The organism is Erwinia sp. (genome assembly GCF_031978025.1).
Classification (GTDB): Bacteria; Pseudomonadota; Gammaproteobacteria; order Enterobacterales; family Enterobacteriaceae; genus Erwinia.
In genome coordinates, this window is sequence record NZ_DALZCD010000070.1 from 1 (window position 1) to 17,061 (window position 17,061).

12 protein-coding genes and 1 pseudogene are annotated in these 17,061 nt (G+C 55.2%); 2 read left to right on the forward strand and 11 right to left on the reverse strand.

Features of this window, described 5'->3' with window-relative positions:
* Window positions 1-203: 203 nt before the first annotated feature.
* The 6 genes from RTK32_RS07795 to putP all read right to left on the reverse strand — a co-directional run bounded on the left by RTK32_RS07795 (window position 204) and on the right by putP (window position 8,556).
* Window positions 204-1,754: a methyl-accepting chemotaxis protein gene (locus tag RTK32_RS07795; RefSeq protein ID WP_312042897.1), complete on the reverse strand. Its 1,551-nt coding sequence runs from the start codon at window positions 1,752-1,754 to the stop codon at window positions 204-206.
* Window positions 1,755-2,082: 328 nt separating this feature from the next.
* Window positions 2,083-2,871 carry a phosphate starvation-inducible protein PhoH gene (gene phoH, locus RTK32_RS07800; protein ID WP_312042898.1) on the reverse strand — a complete coding sequence of 263 codons (789 nt, stop codon included), beginning with the start codon at window positions 2,869-2,871 and terminating at the stop codon, window positions 2,083-2,085.
* 547 nt (window positions 2,872-3,418) lie between these two features.
* Window positions 3,419-4,696: an iron uptake transporter deferrochelatase/peroxidase subunit gene (gene efeB / locus RTK32_RS07805; RefSeq protein ID WP_312042899.1), complete on the reverse strand. Its 1,278-nt coding sequence runs from the start codon at window positions 4,694-4,696 to the stop codon at window positions 3,419-3,421.
* Window positions 4,697-5,812 carry an iron uptake system protein EfeO gene (gene efeO, locus RTK32_RS07810; protein WP_409451075.1) on the reverse strand — a complete coding sequence of 372 codons (1,116 nt, stop codon included), beginning with the start codon at window positions 5,810-5,812 and terminating at the stop codon, window positions 4,697-4,699.
* A gap of 36 nt (window positions 5,813-5,848) precedes the next feature.
* The gene (gene efeU / locus RTK32_RS07815; protein WP_312042900.1) at window positions 5,849-6,676 is read right to left on the reverse strand and encodes an iron uptake transporter permease EfeU; all 828 of its coding nucleotides are present in this window, start codon (window positions 6,674-6,676) and stop codon (window positions 5,849-5,851) included.
* Window positions 6,677-7,071: 395 nt separating this feature from the next.
* A complete protein-coding gene (putP, locus tag RTK32_RS07820) occupies window positions 7,072-8,556 on the reverse strand; it encodes a sodium/proline symporter PutP (protein ID WP_312042901.1) in 1,485 nt (494 codons plus the stop codon).
* 53 nt (window positions 8,557-8,609) lie between these two features.
* Here putP and RTK32_RS07825 point away from each other — a divergent pair, with 53 nt between their 5' ends.
* Both RTK32_RS07825 and putA read left to right on the forward strand, forming a co-directional pair.
* Window positions 8,610-9,002, forward strand: coding sequence for a hypothetical protein (locus RTK32_RS07825; protein ID WP_312042902.1), 393 nt, complete (start codon window positions 8,610-8,612; stop codon window positions 9,000-9,002).
* On the forward strand, window positions 8,977-12,927 hold the full coding sequence (gene putA / locus RTK32_RS07830; protein WP_312042903.1) for a trifunctional transcriptional regulator/proline dehydrogenase/L-glutamate gamma-semialdehyde dehydrogenase: 3,951 nt from the start codon (window positions 8,977-8,979) through the stop codon (window positions 12,925-12,927). Before RTK32_RS07825 ends, putA begins: the two co-directional genes overlap by 26 nt.
* A 184-nt stretch (window positions 12,928-13,111) precedes the next feature.
* Here the strand turns inward: putA and RTK32_RS07835 are convergent, their stop codons facing one another.
* The 5 genes and pseudogenes from RTK32_RS07835 to RTK32_RS07855 form a co-directional block, all read right to left on the reverse strand.
* Window positions 13,112-14,185, reverse strand: coding sequence for an acyltransferase family protein (locus tag RTK32_RS07835; protein WP_312042904.1), 1,074 nt, complete (start codon window positions 14,183-14,185; stop codon window positions 13,112-13,114).
* Window positions 14,186-14,631: 446 nt separating this feature from the next.
* Window positions 14,632-15,384 (reverse strand): L-cystine ABC transporter ATP-binding protein TcyN, encoded by a 753-nt coding sequence (gene tcyN / locus RTK32_RS07840; RefSeq protein WP_312042905.1) that lies wholly within the window; start codon window positions 15,382-15,384, stop codon window positions 14,632-14,634.
* Window positions 15,381-16,049, reverse strand: a complete 669-nt coding sequence (tcyL, locus tag RTK32_RS07845) for a cystine ABC transporter permease (RefSeq protein ID WP_312042906.1) — start codon at window positions 16,047-16,049, stop codon at window positions 15,381-15,383. The genes tcyN and tcyL overlap by 4 nt, the downstream gene beginning before the upstream one ends.
* Window positions 16,049-16,852, reverse strand: a complete 804-nt coding sequence (tcyJ, locus tag RTK32_RS07850; protein ID WP_312042907.1) for a cystine ABC transporter substrate-binding protein — start codon at window positions 16,850-16,852, stop codon at window positions 16,049-16,051. Before tcyJ ends, tcyL begins: the two co-directional genes overlap by 1 nt.
* A gap of 43 nt (window positions 16,853-16,895) precedes the next feature.
* Window positions 16,896-17,061 (reverse strand): annotated as a pseudogene (locus RTK32_RS07855) (D-cysteine desulfhydrase); the annotation flags it as partial.

The following is a 17,061-nucleotide window of genomic DNA, read 5'->3' on the forward strand; positions in this document are numbered from 1 at the left end:
GCATGTTCCCCACGAGGAAGGGTGAGAAGCCTTGACCGGGTTCGACAAAGCCGCCGGTCTTGCACGGCAGGCTGCCGCCCGACAGGGTAAGGCTCATGTATCCCTTGCTCACCGCCATCTTTCAAAGAAAAAAGCCTGAACTCACGTTCAGGCTTTTTTTATACCGGATGCCTTCTTATGACCCGCTTCAGGGCCACTGGCCATCAGGCAACTTTAAACACAGCGATGGCACGAGTCAGTTGCGCAGCCTGATCTTCCAGCGAGGCGGCCGCAGCAGCGGCTTCCTGCACCAGCGCCGCATTCTGCTGGGTCACTTCATCCATCTGGCTCACCGCGATGCTGACGTGCTCGATACCGTTTACCTGCTCGCCAGAGGCCGAGAAAATCTCCGACATAATGCCCGAAACATTGCCGATGGAAGAAACAATGTCATCCATTGTTTTCCCGGCGTTAGCCACCAGCTGGCTGCCTTCCGTAATACGCAGGCTGGACGTTTCGATCAGCGTCTTAATTTCTTTAGCGGCAACCGCGCTTCGCTGAGCCAGCGCCCTGACCTCTGAAGCGACAACGGCAAAGCCTCGTCCCTGCTCACCCGCGCGGGCGGCTTCCACCGCGGCGTTAAGTGCCAGGATATTGGTCTGGAAAGCGATACTTTCTATGGTGCTGATAATCTCAGCCACGCTATTGGAACTTTCGTTAATAGCCGACATGGTAGAGACGACTTTTCCTACCACTGCACCACCGTGCTCCGCCACTCGGGAAGCCTCGGAAGCGAGGCTGCTGGCATGTTGCGCATTTGAAGAGTTCTGGCGCACCGTAGCGGTAAGCTGCTCCATACTGGCAGAGGTTTCTTCAAGTGACGCGGCCTGCTGCTCAGTCCGGCTGGAGAGATCGGTATTGCCCATAGAGACTTCTTTTGCCGCGCTATCAATAGAGGCTGCAGCGCTCTGGATCTCTGAAACGACTTTCCTTAGCTGCTCCTGCATTTCTGCAAAAGTAGCGATCAGCACGCCAGTTTCATCTTTTGACTGCGCCACCAGTACCGACGTCAAATCACCGTCGGCGATTGAACGCGCCGCTTTCACCGCCTGGCGCAGCGGAACGGTAATCGCACGGGACAGGAAATAACCCAGCAGAGAAGCAATCAACAAGCCTGCCAGAGCACCCACAATCAGGGTCAGCTTGGTCTGGGATTCCGTGGCATCAACCGTACGCTGACGTTCACCCAACAGCCCTTTCTCTTCGCCGGCAAGCTCGTCGATAATCTTACGCATCCCATCCATTTGCGCTTTGCCAGTATTGGTATTGAAAGCGGTCAGAAACGCGTCATAAGAGAGCGTGCCGCTATTCAGAGCCTGGCGATTTTTCATCAGTGGCGTAACAAAAGAGCCTTCCCACGCCTGTTCCTGCGCAACCAGTCTGGCCAGCCGATCCTGTTGTCTTGGGTTGTCTGATGTCAAAGACCTGGCCTTCTCTACGTGCTGAGCAAAGCTTTTCTGCCCTTCCTGCCACGGTGCCAGCATCTCTTCTTTGCCATTTAGCGCATAGCCACGCAGGCCGGTTTCCATATTGACCAGGCTCATGGTCATCGAGCGACTTTCATCAATGACGCGCCAGGTATGCACGTTCCAGTTATTGGAAGTGACAATGCGCGAAAAGTTAACGTAAAAGGTACTGCACAACAGCAGCAGTAAGGCCGCTACGATACCGAAGGCCGCAATAAATTTTGCACTGACCGAAAGGTTTTTAAACATCTTTTTCACGCTCTCAGAAGATTAAAGATTCAGACATACGCCTGCATTGATAATGATTATCTATCGGCGCAATTTGTCTAACCTTTACTCTTCATTCGCTCTTTCGCATTTTTGGTACCCCAGGCACCCTGCCGTTCTGAGCCGATTTTAATCGTAAACTAAGTATGTTAATGAGTGGAAAACGTCAAAAAATATGCATTATATTGAATTTACAGCGCAAATTGAAAAGGCCCGTCCCGGTTAACTTTTCCGGGACGGGCCTTTGCCTGTGTAAAATACTTTACCACTGCTTATCTTTAACAGCAGAGCCTGCCGTTATACCGGGTGCTTAGCCGTAGGCCATCAGCGTATGCTGACACAGTTCCGAGCGTACGCAGTCTTGTTTACCGAAACGCACCACTCCGATCATTTCATCTTCTTTGAAGCGGGCCAGCGCGTCGCTAAGGCCCGACTGAACATGGTTCGGCAAATCACACTGGGTGATATCGCCATTGACGATAACGGTGACGTTTTCCCCAAGGCGGGTCAGGAACATTTTCATTTGGGCGGCGGTGACATTTTGCGCCTCATCAAGGATCACCACGGCATTTTCAAAGGTACGCCCACGCATATAGGCGAAAGGCGCGATTTCCACCTTGCCGATTTCAGGACGCAGACAGTATTGCATAAAGGAAGAACCAAGACGTTTAACCAGAACGTCATAGACGGGTCGAAAATAAGGAGCGAATTTCTCTGCGATATTACCGGGCAGGAAGCCTAAATCCTCGTCGGCCTGCAGTACAGGCCTGGTGACAATGATCCTTTCAACATCCTTATTGATCAGGGCTTCGGCCGCTTTGGCGGCGCTAATCCAGGTTTTTCCGCAGCCCGCTTCGCCGGTCGCGAAAATCAGCTGTTTACTCTCTATGGCTTTAAGATAGTGCGCCTGAGCTTCGTTACGGGCTTCAATGGGCGAATGGTCGCGCGTATCACGCGCCATGCCGATTGCGTCCAGCCCACCCATCTGCACCAGCGAGGTGACCGATTCTTCTTCACGCTGACGGTGACTGCGTGAATCGCTACGAAGCACGCGCTTGGCTTCACGACGAGCTTTGATCACTGCTTTCTGTCTTCCCATAGTGGCACCTTACAATTGGTTTCATTTCCCGCACCCGACACGGCGGTGCGATTACGTGAACGCTTTAGAGGTTTTGCTGGCTTCCTTGTAAGCCTTGTCTGGCCAATGAAAGGGTACGCGGAGTGACGATGCCGGGCACCGGAGGGTATGAAAGAACGGACTGAAAAAGAAAAGAGAAGAGGAAGTCATGGGGGCGATAAGGCCCTCGCGCCGGGAAGCGGTCATGCTATTTGTCTGACGCTTACGTCCATAAAAGGACTTGTCCATTCGCGATCTCCGTGTTGCACACTGGAAACAACTGACGCCTGATAATTAAATTTCAACAGATTCCTGGAATAATGCAACATTAATTTTACCTGGTGGTAAAGGAAAAGCGTGAAATAGGGAGATGCGTACGCGGGAGGTTAATTGCGATCGTAGCAGGATCAAAGAGATAAAAATTTATTTTATGCTGAGTCATCTACTCCGAAATGTTTACCACGCGGGTTAACATCGCTGATTAAAAAACAACCTCCCGCACGAGGCGCGGGCAGGAGGTTGAAAAGGCTCAGGCCTGAAGTAAAGGCTGCCCGAGATAATGTTTTTCGTCAATGACGCCAGGCAGCACAAAGAAATATCCGCCGCCCACGGGTTTGACATATTCTTCCAGCGCCTCGCCGTTAAGCCTTTTTTGTACGGTCAGGAAGCCTTTTTGCAGGTCGTGCTGGTAGCAGATAAACAGCAGCCCCATTTCCAGCTGACCGGCATTTGACACGCCCAGCGAATAGCTATAGCCACGGCGGAGCATCAGATTTTCCTGCGTTTGCGCCGTACGCGGATTAGCAAGGCGGATATGCGCATCCAGAGGGGTAATGGTCCCCTCGGGATCGCTGGCATAGTCCGGCACGTCATGCTCGTGGGTCATTCCCAACGGCGCACCACTCTGCTTCACCCGGCCAAAAATGTTTTCCTGCTCACGCAGCGGCGTTCTGTCCCAGAACTCTACGTGAAACTGAATAATACGCGCGGCCTGGTAGCTGCCGCCGATCGTCCAGGCAGGCTCATCCTGATCCGCCGTGACCCAAAGGATATTATTCATCATCGCGGTGTCGGCGGTATTGGGATTAGCGGTTCCGTCCTTAAAGCCCAGCAGATTAATCGGTGTCTCCCTGCCCTGGCTGCGCGCCGCATGGTCAGAGATAAACCCTTCCCGCCGCCAGCGCACGCTCAGTAAATCCGGCGAATGCTTGATGATATCTCGCAGCGCATGGATTACCGTGTCGTTGGTGTTAGCACAAATTTGCAGTAACAGATCGCCATGGCACAGCCCGGCGTCCAGCGCATCATTTGGAAAACGCGTCATGGCTTGCAGCCTGTGCGGCTTTTGCGCCTGCAACCCATAGCGATCGTCAAACAAAGAATGACCGACAGAGACCGTGATAGTCAGGTTGTCCGGGTAAATATGAGCGCCCAGAATGCCGGAATCCATCGGCGGCAGGCGTGGATTAGCCGTCTGCGGCGCGGCGCCTCCCTGAGTCAGGAAAGCGATGCGGTCGGTTAACAGTCGAAACAGGCGCTCCAGGTCGGCTTTGTCTGCTGCCAGTACGTCAAAGGCCACCAGCATCATTGAGGCCTGCTGCGGCGTAACGATCCCCGCCTGGTGCGCACCGTAAAACGACTGGCTCTGCTCGCGGCTATTGGGCGAGAGCGCGCCGGGTGAAAAAGCAGCCGGCGCGCCGTGCGCCGGACAGCCGCCTGCTACCGCCAGACCACCAAGAATACCCATTCCCTTTAACAGTCGGCGGCGTGAAGGCTCCACCGCCTCGTCATCAGCATGCTTTATCACTTAATCCAGCCCTAGCGTTCCACGCAGCAGTGCAAGATCTTCCGCCAGCGCCGTGATCGGGCCTTTCATTGCGGTACGATCGGCATCGGTAAGCTTGTCATAAGAGGCAAAGCCGTCGCCGCTGCGGTATTTTTTCAGGATGGCATCGACCTTTTTAAAATTGCCGTCGATTTTCGCCAGCAGTGCCGGATCGGCCTGTTGCAGCATCGGACGCAGCAAGTTCACAATCTTCTGTGCGCCGTCGACGTTAGCCTGGAAATCCCATAAATCAGTGCGGCTGTAGCGATCTTCTTCGCCGGAGATTTTACTGGAAGCGACTTCCTCAATCAGTCCTGCCGCACCGCCCACCACTTTACCCGGTGGAAAAGCCAGCTCGCTGACCCGTGTTTGCAGCGCCTGCACATCCGCATAGAGCCTGTCGGCATAGGTGTTCATGCCTTTGGTTGACCCGTCGCCCCACAGCGCTTTTTCCAGGCGGTGGAAACCGGTGAACTTAGGATCGGCCGCTTTTTGCTCATAATCATCTTCACGCGCGTCAATGCTGCCGTCCAGATCGGAGAACAGCTCCGCTATCGGTTCGATACGTTCATAGTGAGCGCGCGTCGGAGCATAGAGCGCTTTCGCCTTGTCGATATCGCCCGCCTTTACCGCCTCGGTAAAGGCTTTGGTACTGGCCACCAGCGCGGTCACTTCCTGCATAACGTAAGCTTTGTAGGCGGTAACCGGCCCGGTCAGCTGCATCAGCGTGGGCTGTGCGCCTGCCGCATCCTGTGCGCCCTGAACAAGCAGTTTACCTTTTGGATTGCTCAGCAGACCGCAGGTCATCTCATATTCGCCCGGCTGCAGGGTGGCCGTCAGCTTTTGCGTAAAGCCCGGCGCGATATTTTCGCGCTCTTCTACCACCATTACCCCTTTCAGGATCTCCCACTCCAGGCCTTTCTGGCTGTGGTTCTGGATAACAAACTGCGTTTTCCCGGCTTTGACGGTGACGCTCATCGGATCGCATTGCTTGTCGTTAACGACAATTTTCACCTGCGGCACATCGGCTGCCTGCACGGCAGAAAAGCTGGCCAGTAACGCCGCCGCCAGCGGTAACATTGAAAAACCACGAATCATGATACATCCCTTAAATAAGAAAGCGGAAAAAGCGGCTTAACGCGGGGCCGCCGCAGCAGACGGACGTCCGGGCATGAAAAAGACGATCAGCGCAGGAATGAGATAACAAAACCAGACCACCACTTCACTGACGCTGGGAGCTTCCTGATAGCCGAACAGCCCTTCCAGCAACGTTCCCGTCAGCGTGCTAGTAGAAAGCACCTGGCTGAAATCGAACGCCTGGCTTTGAAAGCTGTTCCACAGGCCGGCTTCATGGAAAGCACGGATAGCGCCGGCGGCCAGTCCCGCCGCGACCAGCAGAATAAACAGGCTGGTCCACCTGAAGAAAATGGCCATATTCAGCCGTATGCCGCCCCAGTAGATCAGCATCCCCAGAACAATAGCGGTGGCGAGGCCAAGGATCGCCCCGATTGGTGGCGCAATGCCCACATCCTGCTGGAAGGCCGCCAGCAGAAAGAAAACGGACTCCAGTCCTTCGCGCGCCACGGCCAGGAAAACCATGAAAATCAGGGCCCAACCGCCGCCCTTTCCGCGCTGCAGAGCGTTATCAACCGCACCTTCCAGCTGCGCTTTAATATTGCGCGCCACTTTACGCATCCAGAAAACCATCCAGGTCAGAATGCAGACGGCCACTACCGCCACCATGCCTTCGAACAGCTCCTGTTCTCTCTGCGGGAATTCACCGGTGGTTTCATTAATCACATAGCCCAGCACCAGGCAGAGGGTGGCCGCGATAAACACGCCAAGCCACATCGCGCCAAACCACTCACTGCGCTGAGTGCGTTGTAAATAGCTGGCAATCAGGCTGACGATCAGCGCGGCTTCCAGTCCTTCGCGTAACATAATCAGGAACGGCACAAACATAGGCACCTTCAGGCTTATAATGCGTTTGCACGCGGGTAAAGAAGCGTAAATCTAAACGATACCGATTATCATTATCGCCGAAAGAAATACAAGAGGCAGACCGGGTATTTTTATCGTTCAGACGCCAGAAAACCCCTACGGACAGAGATATAAGACAAATGAAACGGGCAGCAGGTCTGATACCCTTTTCCGTCTGGTGAAAAGTAGAGTGAAGAAAGCAGGACAATAGCGGCACGGGCGACACAATGCAGGGAAGTTTATAGCGTGGATTGACACCCTTTTGTATTGGGGAATGCTTTCACCCTGCGGTTTGCATGGCTACCCTGAAGCGCTAAAGAGAGGTATTCAGATAAAAAAGGCCCGCCGAAGCGAGCCTGTGATGCGGTCTGTCGTGATTAACGTGAATGGAACTCGGCTTCGGCTGCCTCAAACCGTGCCACGGCTGCCGTGGAAGGCTTGCTGCCTGCCAGGCTGAACAGCACGATGGCGATGCTGGCAAACAGGAAGCCCGGGATGATTTCGTACAGATTCAGCCAGGCATACTGTTTCCAGATCAGTACGGTCGCCGCGCCCACGATAATGCCGGCCAGCGCGCCGTTACGGGTCATGCGCTTCCAGACCAGCGAGAAGATCACCACCGGCCCGAATGCCGCGCCAAAACCGGCCCAGGCATAGCTCACCAGCCCCAGCACGCGGTTATTGGGGTTGGAAGCCAGCGCGATAGCCACCAGCGCGACCAGCAGCACCATGAAACGTCCAACCCAAACCAGCTCACGCTGGCTGGCATTTTTCCGCAGGAAGTTTTTATACAAATCTTCCGTCAGCGCGCTGGAACAAACCAGCAGCTGGCAGCTCAGGGTTGACATAACCGCCGCCAGAATAGCCGAAAGCAGGATGCCGGCGATCCACGGATTAAACAGAATACGGGCCAGCTCGATAAAAATACGTTCGCTGTTATCGGTGACGCCCATCGCCTGCTCGGGATGATTCTGGAAGTAGGCAATACCAAAGAAGCCGACCGCTACCGCCCCGCCCAGGCACAGGATCATCCACGTCATGCCGATACGACGTGCGCTGCGAATAGAGTGATGTGAATCAGCCGCCATAAAACGCGCCAGGATATGCGGCTGGCCAAAGTAGCCCAATCCCCAACCCAGTAGCGAGATCACCGCAACAAAGTTGAGGTTTTTCAGCATATCGATATTTTCAATGCTCTTGGCCTGAATCACCGCCAGCGAATCGCCCAGCCCTCCTACCGCGATAATCACCATCACCGGCGTCAGGATCAGCGCGAAAATCATCAGGGTGGCCTGCACGGTATCCGTCCAGCTGACGGCCAGGAACCCCCCCACAAAGGTATAGATAATAGTGGCGGCTGCGCCTGCCCAGAGCGCCGTTTCGTAGCTCATACCGAAAGTGCTTTCAAACAGACGGGCACCGGCCACGATGCCGGAGGCGCAGTAGATAGTGAAGAAAACCAGAATGACCACCGCGGAGATCACACGCAGAATTTTGCTTCTGTCTTCAAAACGGCTGGCGAAAAAATCGGGCAGCGTCAGCGCATTATCATGGTGTTCCGTCTGCACGCGCAGGCGTCCGGCGACAATTTTCCAGTTAAGGTAAGCGCCCAGCGTCAGGCCAATTGCTATCCAGCTTTCGGAGATGCCGGAAATGAAAATCGCTCCCGGCAGGCCCATCAGCAGCCAGCCGCTCATATCAGATGCCCCGGCGGAAAGCGCGGTGACCACGCTGCCCAGACTGCGTCCTCCCAGGATATAATCATCAAAATCTTTGGTTGAGCGCCAGGCCATAAAGCCGATGAACACCATGCCAAAAATGTAAATGCAAAAGGTCACCATCATCGGTGTGCTAACTGTCATTCAGGTTCTCCACTTATTATTGTTAATGCGCAACCTTGCCCTGCCGCCGGAACGTGGCGGCGCTACTTCTGACCACCCAAGGCCGGGTATCCTGCCGTAAAGCCCTGACTGGCACAATACTCATCAATGGTTTAACACAGTCGTTACATTATTTTCACCTTGCATCTTGCATGATGCGTCGACAGGTTGCACTGGATCACAGTGTCACCGGTTACACCTGCCAAAAAACCGCTGTAAAGCCCGGTTTTATCGCCTTTGAAAAAGCTGGCCGAATTCTTGCAGCAATATCCGTGCCGCTTTTAAAAAAAGCGATTTTGCGTTCTGCATTCAGCTTCACATTTAACAAGGTTGCACAAAGTTGCAACTTAAGTGATATTGCTTGCCAGATCTGTTTTGACTATTTGCAAGGAGTTTTAAGGCATGGGCACAACCACTATGGGCGTTAAGCTTGACGAGGCTACGCGCGACCGCATTCGTCAGGCTGCGAGCCAAATCGACCGCACTCCTCACTGGCTGATTAAACAAGCTATTTTTAACTATCTGGAACAGCTGGAAAGAGGCGATGCCCTGCCGGAATTCCCCTTGCAGGCTACGGTTCAGGAGAGCGAAGAAGCCACTGTCGAGGAACTGCATCAGCCTTTCCTTGAGTTTGCCGAACATATCCTGCCGCAATCGGTAACCCGTTCCGCCATCACCGCGGCCTGGCGCCGCCCGGAAACGGAAGCGGTACCCATGCTGTTGGAGCAGGCACGTCTGCCGCAGCCGCTGGCGCAGCAAACCCAGCGTCTTGCCCACCAGCTGGCTTCGACGCTAAGGCACCAAAAAGGGGCAGGCGGACGCGCCGGAATGGTGCAATCGCTGCTGCAAGAGTTCTCGCTTTCCTCGCAGGAAGGTGTTGCGCTGATGTGCCTGGCGGAAGCGCTGCTGCGCATTCCTGACAAACCCACTCGCGACGCGCTGATCCGCGATAAAATCAGCAACGGTAACTGGCAGTCGCATTTGGGTCGCAGCCCTTCAATGTTTGTTAACGCCGCCACCTGGGGCCTGTTGTTTACCGGCCGTCTGGTTTCTACGCACAACGAGGCGAACCTGTCGCGCTCGCTGAACCGTATCATCGGTAAAAGCGGCGAGCCGTTAATCCGCAAGGGCGTGGATATGGCGATGCGCCTGATGGGTGAGCAGTTTGTTACCGGTGAAACCATCGCGGAAGCGCTGGCAAATGCCCGCAAGCTGGAAGAAAAAGGTTTCCGCTACTCTTACGATATGCTGGGCGAGGCGGCGCTGACGAAGAAAGACGCTGAGGCCTATCTGCTTTCTTACCAGCAGGCAATCCACGCTATCGGCAAAGCGTCTAACGGTCGCGGCATTTATGAAGGCCCGGGCATTTCTATCAAGCTCTCTGCGCTGCATCCACGCTATAGCCGTGCGCAGTATGAGCGCGTGATGAACGAACTTTATCCCATCTTAAAATCGCTGACGCTGCTGGCCCGCTCTTACGACATCGGCATCAACATTGATGCGGAAGAAGCGGATCGCCTGGAGCTGTCGCTGGATCTGCTGGAAAAACTTTGCTTTGAACCGGAGCTGGAAGGCTGGAACGGGATCGGCTTTGTTATTCAGGCCTATCAGAAGCGCTGCCCGTTTGTGATCGACGCGCTGATCGATCTGGCCCAGCGCAGCCGTCGCCGTCTGATGATCCGTCTGGTGAAAGGTGCTTACTGGGACAGCGAAATCAAACGCGCTCAGATGGACGGTCTGGAAGGCTATCCGGTATTTACCCGCAAGGTTTATACCGATATCTCTTACCTGGCCTGCGCCCGTAAGCTGTTAGCGGTACCTAATCTGATCTATCCGCAGTTCGCGACGCACAACGCCCATACGCTGGCGGTTATTTATCAGATGGCGGGCAATAACTACTACCCTGGTCAGTATGAGTTTCAGTGCCTGCACGGCATGGGTGAGCCGCTGTACGAGCAGGTGGTCGGCAAAGTGGCCGATGGCAAGCTTAACCGTCCGTGCCGCATCTATGCGCCCGTCGGCACACACGAAACCCTGCTGGCTTACCTGGTGCGCCGCCTGCTGGAAAACGGCGCTAACACCTCATTTGTTAACCGCATTGCCGATAACACGCTACAGATTGAAGATCTGGTTGCCGATCCGGTCGACGAAATTGAAAAACTGGCCCGTACTGAAGGCGCGATTGGCCTGCCGCATCCGAAAATCCCCCTGCCGCGCGACCTGTATGGCGTGAATCGCCAAAACTCCGCCGGTCTGGATCTGGCTAACGAACATCGCCTGGCTTCGCTCTCCAGCGCCCTGCTGAACAGCGCTATCCAGCCATGGTACGCCGCGCCGGTTATAGAGGGCGAAACGGAAGCCAGCGAACAGCTGCCGGTGCTTAACCCGGCGGAACCTGTCGATATCGTGGGTTATGTGCGTCATGCTACGGAGAAAGATGTGTCAACCGCGCTGGATGCTGCCGTCAATGCCGGCCCCATCTGGTTTGCTACGCCGCCAGCCGCCCGTGCGGAGATCCTGACCCGCGCGGCAGAACTTATGGAAGCTCAGCTACAGCGCCTGCTGGGGATCCTTGTTCGTGAAGGAGGGAAAACGTTTAACAATGCGATTGCCGAGGTACGCGAAGCGGTCGACTTCCTGCACTATTACGCCGGTCAGGTTCGCGACGATTTTGATAATGAAACACATCGTCCGCTGGGCCCGGTGGTTTGTATCAGCCCGTGGAACTTCCCGCTGGCGATCTTTACCGGCCAAATCGCGGCGGCGCTGGCAGCAGGTAACAGCGTGCTGGCCAAGCCTGCCGAGCAGACACCGCTGGTGGCCGCGGCCGCTGTCGCTATTCTGCATGAGGCGGGCGTACCGGTGGGGGCGCTGCAGCTCCTGCCGGGCCTGGGCGAAACCGTTGGTGCTCAGCTGACCGGTGACGATCGCGTGCGTGGCGTCATGTTTACCGGTTCGACCGCCGTCGCGACGCTGTTGCAGCGTAACCTGGCCGGTCGCCTGGATCCTCAAGGCAGACCAACGCCGCTGATCGCGGAAACCGGCGGCATGAATACCATGATTGTGGATTCCTCGGCGCTGACGGAACAGGTTGTGGTGGATATCGTCGCCTCCGCCTTTGACAGCGCCGGTCAGCGCTGCTCTGCCCTGCGGATGCTCTGCATTCAGGATGACGTTGCCGACCATACGCTGCAAATGCTGCGCGGTGCCATGGCTGAATGCCGGATGGGCAATCCGGAGCGCCTCTCTACCGATATCGGGCCGGTAATTGACAGCGAAGCGAAAGAGAATATCGAACGCCATATTCAGGCGATGCGCAGCAAGGGCATGAAAGTGTATCAGGCTGCGTTTAACGATAAGCACGACAGTAAAGAGTGGAAGACCGGCACCTTTGTTCCACCAACACTGATTGAGCTGGAAAACGTCGCGGATCTGGATAAGGAGATTTTCGGGCCTGTTCTGCATGTGGTGCGCTACAACCGCAGCACGCTGCCGAAAATTATTGAGCAGATTAACGCTTCCGGTTACGGCCTGACGCTGGGCGTGCATACCCGCATTGATGAAACCATCAATCAGGTTACCAGCCGCGCTAAAGTCGGCAATCTGTACGTTAACCGCAATATGGTAGGGGCTGTGGTAGGCGTTCAGCCGTTCGGCGGCGAAGGCCTGTCCGGCACCGGCCCGAAAGCGGGCGGTCCGCTCTATCTCTATCGCCTGCTGTCGCACCGTCCGGAAGGCGCGCTGAAGCTGACGCTGGACCGTCAGGACGCCGAGCGTCCGGTGGATGCGGCGCTGCGTCCGGTGCTGCTGACCACTCATCAGGCACTGACGGAATGGGCGAAGGACAAGCCGGAGCTGGCTGCCGTCTGCAAACAGTTTGCCGAACTTGGCCAGAGCGGTACCGTCCGCCTGCTGCCAGGCCCGACAGGCGAGCGCAACACCTTTACCCTGCTGCCGCGCGAGCGGGTGGTCTGCCTGGCCGATAACGAGCAGGATGCGCTGGTACAGCTGGCGGCAGTGACTGCCGTGGGCAGCCGCGCGTTATGGCAGGATGATGAATTGCATCGCGTGCTGGCCAGGAAACTGCCTGCGGCCGTGCAGAGCCGTATCGACTTTGCGGTTGAACCGCTGGCGCAGCACAACGAGTTTGAAGCGGTAATTTATCATGGTGATGCCGATCAGCTTCGGTCAGTTTGCGAAACGGTTGCTGCTCGTGAAGGCGCTATTGTCTCCGTGCAGGGCTTTGCCCGCGGCGAGACCAATCTGCTACTGGAGCGCCTGCTGATTGAACGTTCGCTGAGCGTGAATACCGCAGCAGCGGGCGGCAATGCCAGCCTGATGACTATCGGCTAACGCGCCCGTCGGCTCCCCCTGTTTTGGTGGTCGGCTGGCGTCACTCGGGGGTGACATCACAGGGTCCGGGCTATTTGCCCTTTTGCTGGACTGCTGTACTGTCGCCCTGATGCCCGGCCTCCCGCCACGCAGGCTGATAACAAAAAGGCCGCTTATTAGCGGCCTTTTTTTCCTGTTTTCCCTTTCAGGCCTCTGTTTTGACGCGCAGCAGTCGCGGGTAGATAAACAGAATCTTGCCGATACCCCGATTAAGCAGCGTCCAGACGCCTACCGAACAGCCCGCGCACAGAGCCACCATCACTATCGGAAAACCTGTCGCCCACAGCAGCGAGAAAGCTTTGTTAGCAAACAGCTGGTGACGCTCGGCGAACAGAATGGCCGACAGGCCAAAGAATTCGATAAAAATACGGTGCAGCACATAAATTTGCAGCGTGTTCCTGCCCAGCCAGTTAAGCCAGCTCAGCGTGAAGTAGCGATTCAGTACGCGGCAGGCGGCAATGGAGATAAGGATCGCGATAGCGCACAGGAACAGATTATGGGGAATGCCCAGCATAGCGTGAAGAATCGACAAGATGAGCAGCCCGGCCCAGGGCAGCAGGTTACGGCGATGCCCTTCGCTCCAGCGTAACAGAATACTGCTGTAAAACGTCCCCAGCAGGAAGAAGATCAGATACTGCGCAATGCTTTCCGGTCCCCAGCCTGGGATGATTTTTGTCACGGCCGCGTAATTTAACAGAACCGCCACCGTCATCAGGGCGACCCGCTGTCTGCGGAACAGTTTGGCGAACACGAAAAAGAGGCCAAGCGCATAAAGGTACCAGGAGGAGCTCATCGCCAGCAGCATTAATTTAACGGACTCCAGCGGCGTGGCTGCCCAGGCAGCATTCATATTTTGGGACAGCTGTTCACCCATGACTTCGTTTGATACGCCACGGATCAGCAACCACTGAATAATGCCCCAAAGAAAATAGAGATAGAAAAGATTGGTCACGCGGCTGGTAAAAACCTGTTTCCAGGGCCGGTTAATAATACCATTACTGGCCAACAGGCCAGACACAAAAAAGAAGGCGGGCATCCGCAGCGGCGAAAGATAATTATTAAAGGCCAGCCAGATTTTTGCTGGCAGAAAGCCTGCGGTCAGCTGCTGCACCGTTTCGGCATAGCCGGGCAGGACCACATGGTATAAAACAACAAGCAGTATGCAGAGCCCTTTCAGGCTGTTTATCCAGGCAATATCCTGTTTTTGAGTCGTATTCATTATATTACTCCGACTGTCATCAACTGGGATAACTTAAGGTCACAAACTTTCCCCGAGGCCGGGCTTTTCCTTTTGCCTGGCAATGAAATTACATGGTTAAATATTGGTACTAAAGCTGAAAGTACATGATGAAATATATAAACTCTGACCGCTGTTGTGACGGATAATTCCGTCCACCTGCCCTGATTGCTACTCAGAATAATCCCCTTTCCGCAACGAGATTGCACCCTACGCTGAAAATTTGGAATAAGTTAATAAATTATTTTAAGAGGTGGCTTAAGAAGCTTCTTAAAAAAGAAAGCCGTGCAGATGAAAGTGCAAGCGGAAGAACTATTTATAAACGAAGAACGGCGATTATATAACGGAGGGGATAAAGGATATTTAAGAAAATCCTTATTCAGCCTGCGACTGAAAAATTGCCGGTTATTACCGGCAATTTTAGGAGGTTATTGCGAAAGGAATTTTTCCAGAAACTGGCGGGTGCGCGGCTCCTGAGGATGGCTGAACAGCGCTTTTGCGCTGCCCTGCTCCACGATACGCCCGCGATCCATAAAAATGGCGCGGTCGGCAACGTCGCGTGCGAAGCTCATTTCATGCGTGACAATGACCATCGTGCGCTTCTCCTGCGCCAGCGCGCGAATGGTGTTAAGCACCTCGCTCACCAGCTCCGGATCCAGCGCCGAGGTCGGTTCATCAAACAAAATCACCTCGGGACGCATTGCCAACGCTCGGGCAATCGCCACGCGCTGCTGCTGGCCACCAGACAGTTGGCGTGGGTAGCTTGCTTCTCTGCCTGCCAGCCCGACTTTATCCAGCAGCTGACGGGCCAGCGCCACCGCTTCGGCTTTGGGTTCGCCTTTAACGATAGTCGGCCCTTCAATGATATTTTCCAGCACCGAACGATGAGGGAAAAGATTGAAGTTCTGGAAAACAAAGCCCACCTGCTGGCGCAGACGCCGCACCTGTTCCTTTTGCCGGTTCATCCCGGCGGCGGCATCAATGCGGATATCACCCACTTTGATGGTACCGCTGTCCGGCGTCTCTAACAGATTAATGCTGCGTAGCAGCGTGGTTTTACCGGAGCCGCTTGGCCCGATAATCGCCACCACTTCGCCCGAAGCAACCTCCAAATCGATGTCGTGCAGCACCGTATGGCCGTTGAATTTTTTCACCAGCCCGCTCACTTCAATGGCGCTCATTTTGCCTCCCGATCCTGGCGGTTAACGTGATTTTCCAGCCTGCTTTGCAGCAGGGAGAGTAAAGTCGCCATCACCCAGTAGATCAGCGAAGCCGCCAGATACATAGTGAAAACTTCCAGCGTGCGTGAGGTAATCAGCTGTGCCTGGCGGAACAGTTCCGGCACCTGAATGGTGGCCGCCAGCGAAGTATCTTTAACCAGGCTGATAAAGCTGTTACCCAGCGGCGGCAGCGCGGTACGGGCAGCCTGCGGCAGAATAACCCGGCGCAGAGTCTGCCAGCGCGTCATGCCGATACTGGCCGCCGCTTCCCACTGGCCGCGTTCAATAGCGGCAATAGCGCCGCGCAGCGATTCGGACGCATAAGCCGCCGTATTCAGCGAAAGACCAATCATGGCGGAAGGAATGGGATCCAGCTCAATGCCGAACTGCGGCAGGCCGTAATAGATCATAAACAGCTGGGCGATCAGCGGTGTACCGCGAAAAATCGACACATAGAACCGCGACAGCCAGGCTATTGGCCAGAAAGCGGAAAGGCGCATCATTGCCAGCACGAAGCCCAGCAGCAGGCCGAAGAACATGCCGCCAATACTGAGCTGGAGGGTGAAAAGCGTCCCCTTCAGTAAAAATGGTGCTGAGTCCAGCACCAGTTGTAAACTTTCCTGCATTATTTAGTTACGTCCACGCCAAACCATTTGTCGGAGATCTTTGTCAGCGAGCCGTCTTTCTGCATATCTGCAATGGCTTTGTCGACAGCCGCCAGCATATCCGGGTTGCCTTTACGCAGCGCCACGCCTGCTTCCTGACGGGAGAAGGCCGGGCCGGCTACCGCCAGCGTTTTACCGGTTTTCTTCACCAGATCCAGCGCGGCCAGACGGTCTACCAGGATCGCATCGATACGACCAACGCGCAGATCCTGATATTTAGTCGGGTCGTCGTCATAGGTGCGGATATCCACGTTTTTCACGTTTTCACGCAGCCACTGCTCGTAGTTAGTGCCCAGTCCCAGTCCCACTTTCTTACCGCTCAGATCGGCAGGTTTGGTGATGCTGTCGGCCTTATCCGCTTTGGTCAGCGCCTGGATACCGGACACGGTGTAGGCCGTGGAGAAGTCATATTTCTTTTTGCGCTCGTCGGAAATGGTCACCTGATTGATCACCACATCGATGCGTTTGGAATCGAGCGAAGCCAACATACCGTCCCATTTGGTCGGCTTCAGGCTGGCCTTAACGCCCAGGTGCTGGGCCAGGGCGTTAGCAAAATCGACCTCAAAACCGGCCAGCTTGCCATTTTCGTCCTGGAAGCTGAAGGGCGGATAGGTGCCTTCCAGGCCCACCAGCAGCGTGCCGCGTTCTTTTACTTTATTCAGCAGGTTTTCCGGGGCAGCCGTAGCCTTAGTGGCGACGCCCGCGACCAGCGCCAGCGACATCATTCCCGTTACCAGCTGGCGACGAACCAGAGAAAAATTCATAAGCACTCCATTTGAGATGCAGATTAATAGTGTGTAGTCAGCGTTATAGTGACGACTGGCGTAAAGAATGATAGGCAAACAGCGCCGGCGAGCCGCCCGTATGGATAAACAGCAGCGGCCCTTCACGGCGGAAACGCTTCTGCGCAATCCCGTCAATCAATCCGGCCATCGCCTTGCCAGTGTAGACCGGATCCAAAAAGATCCCTTCA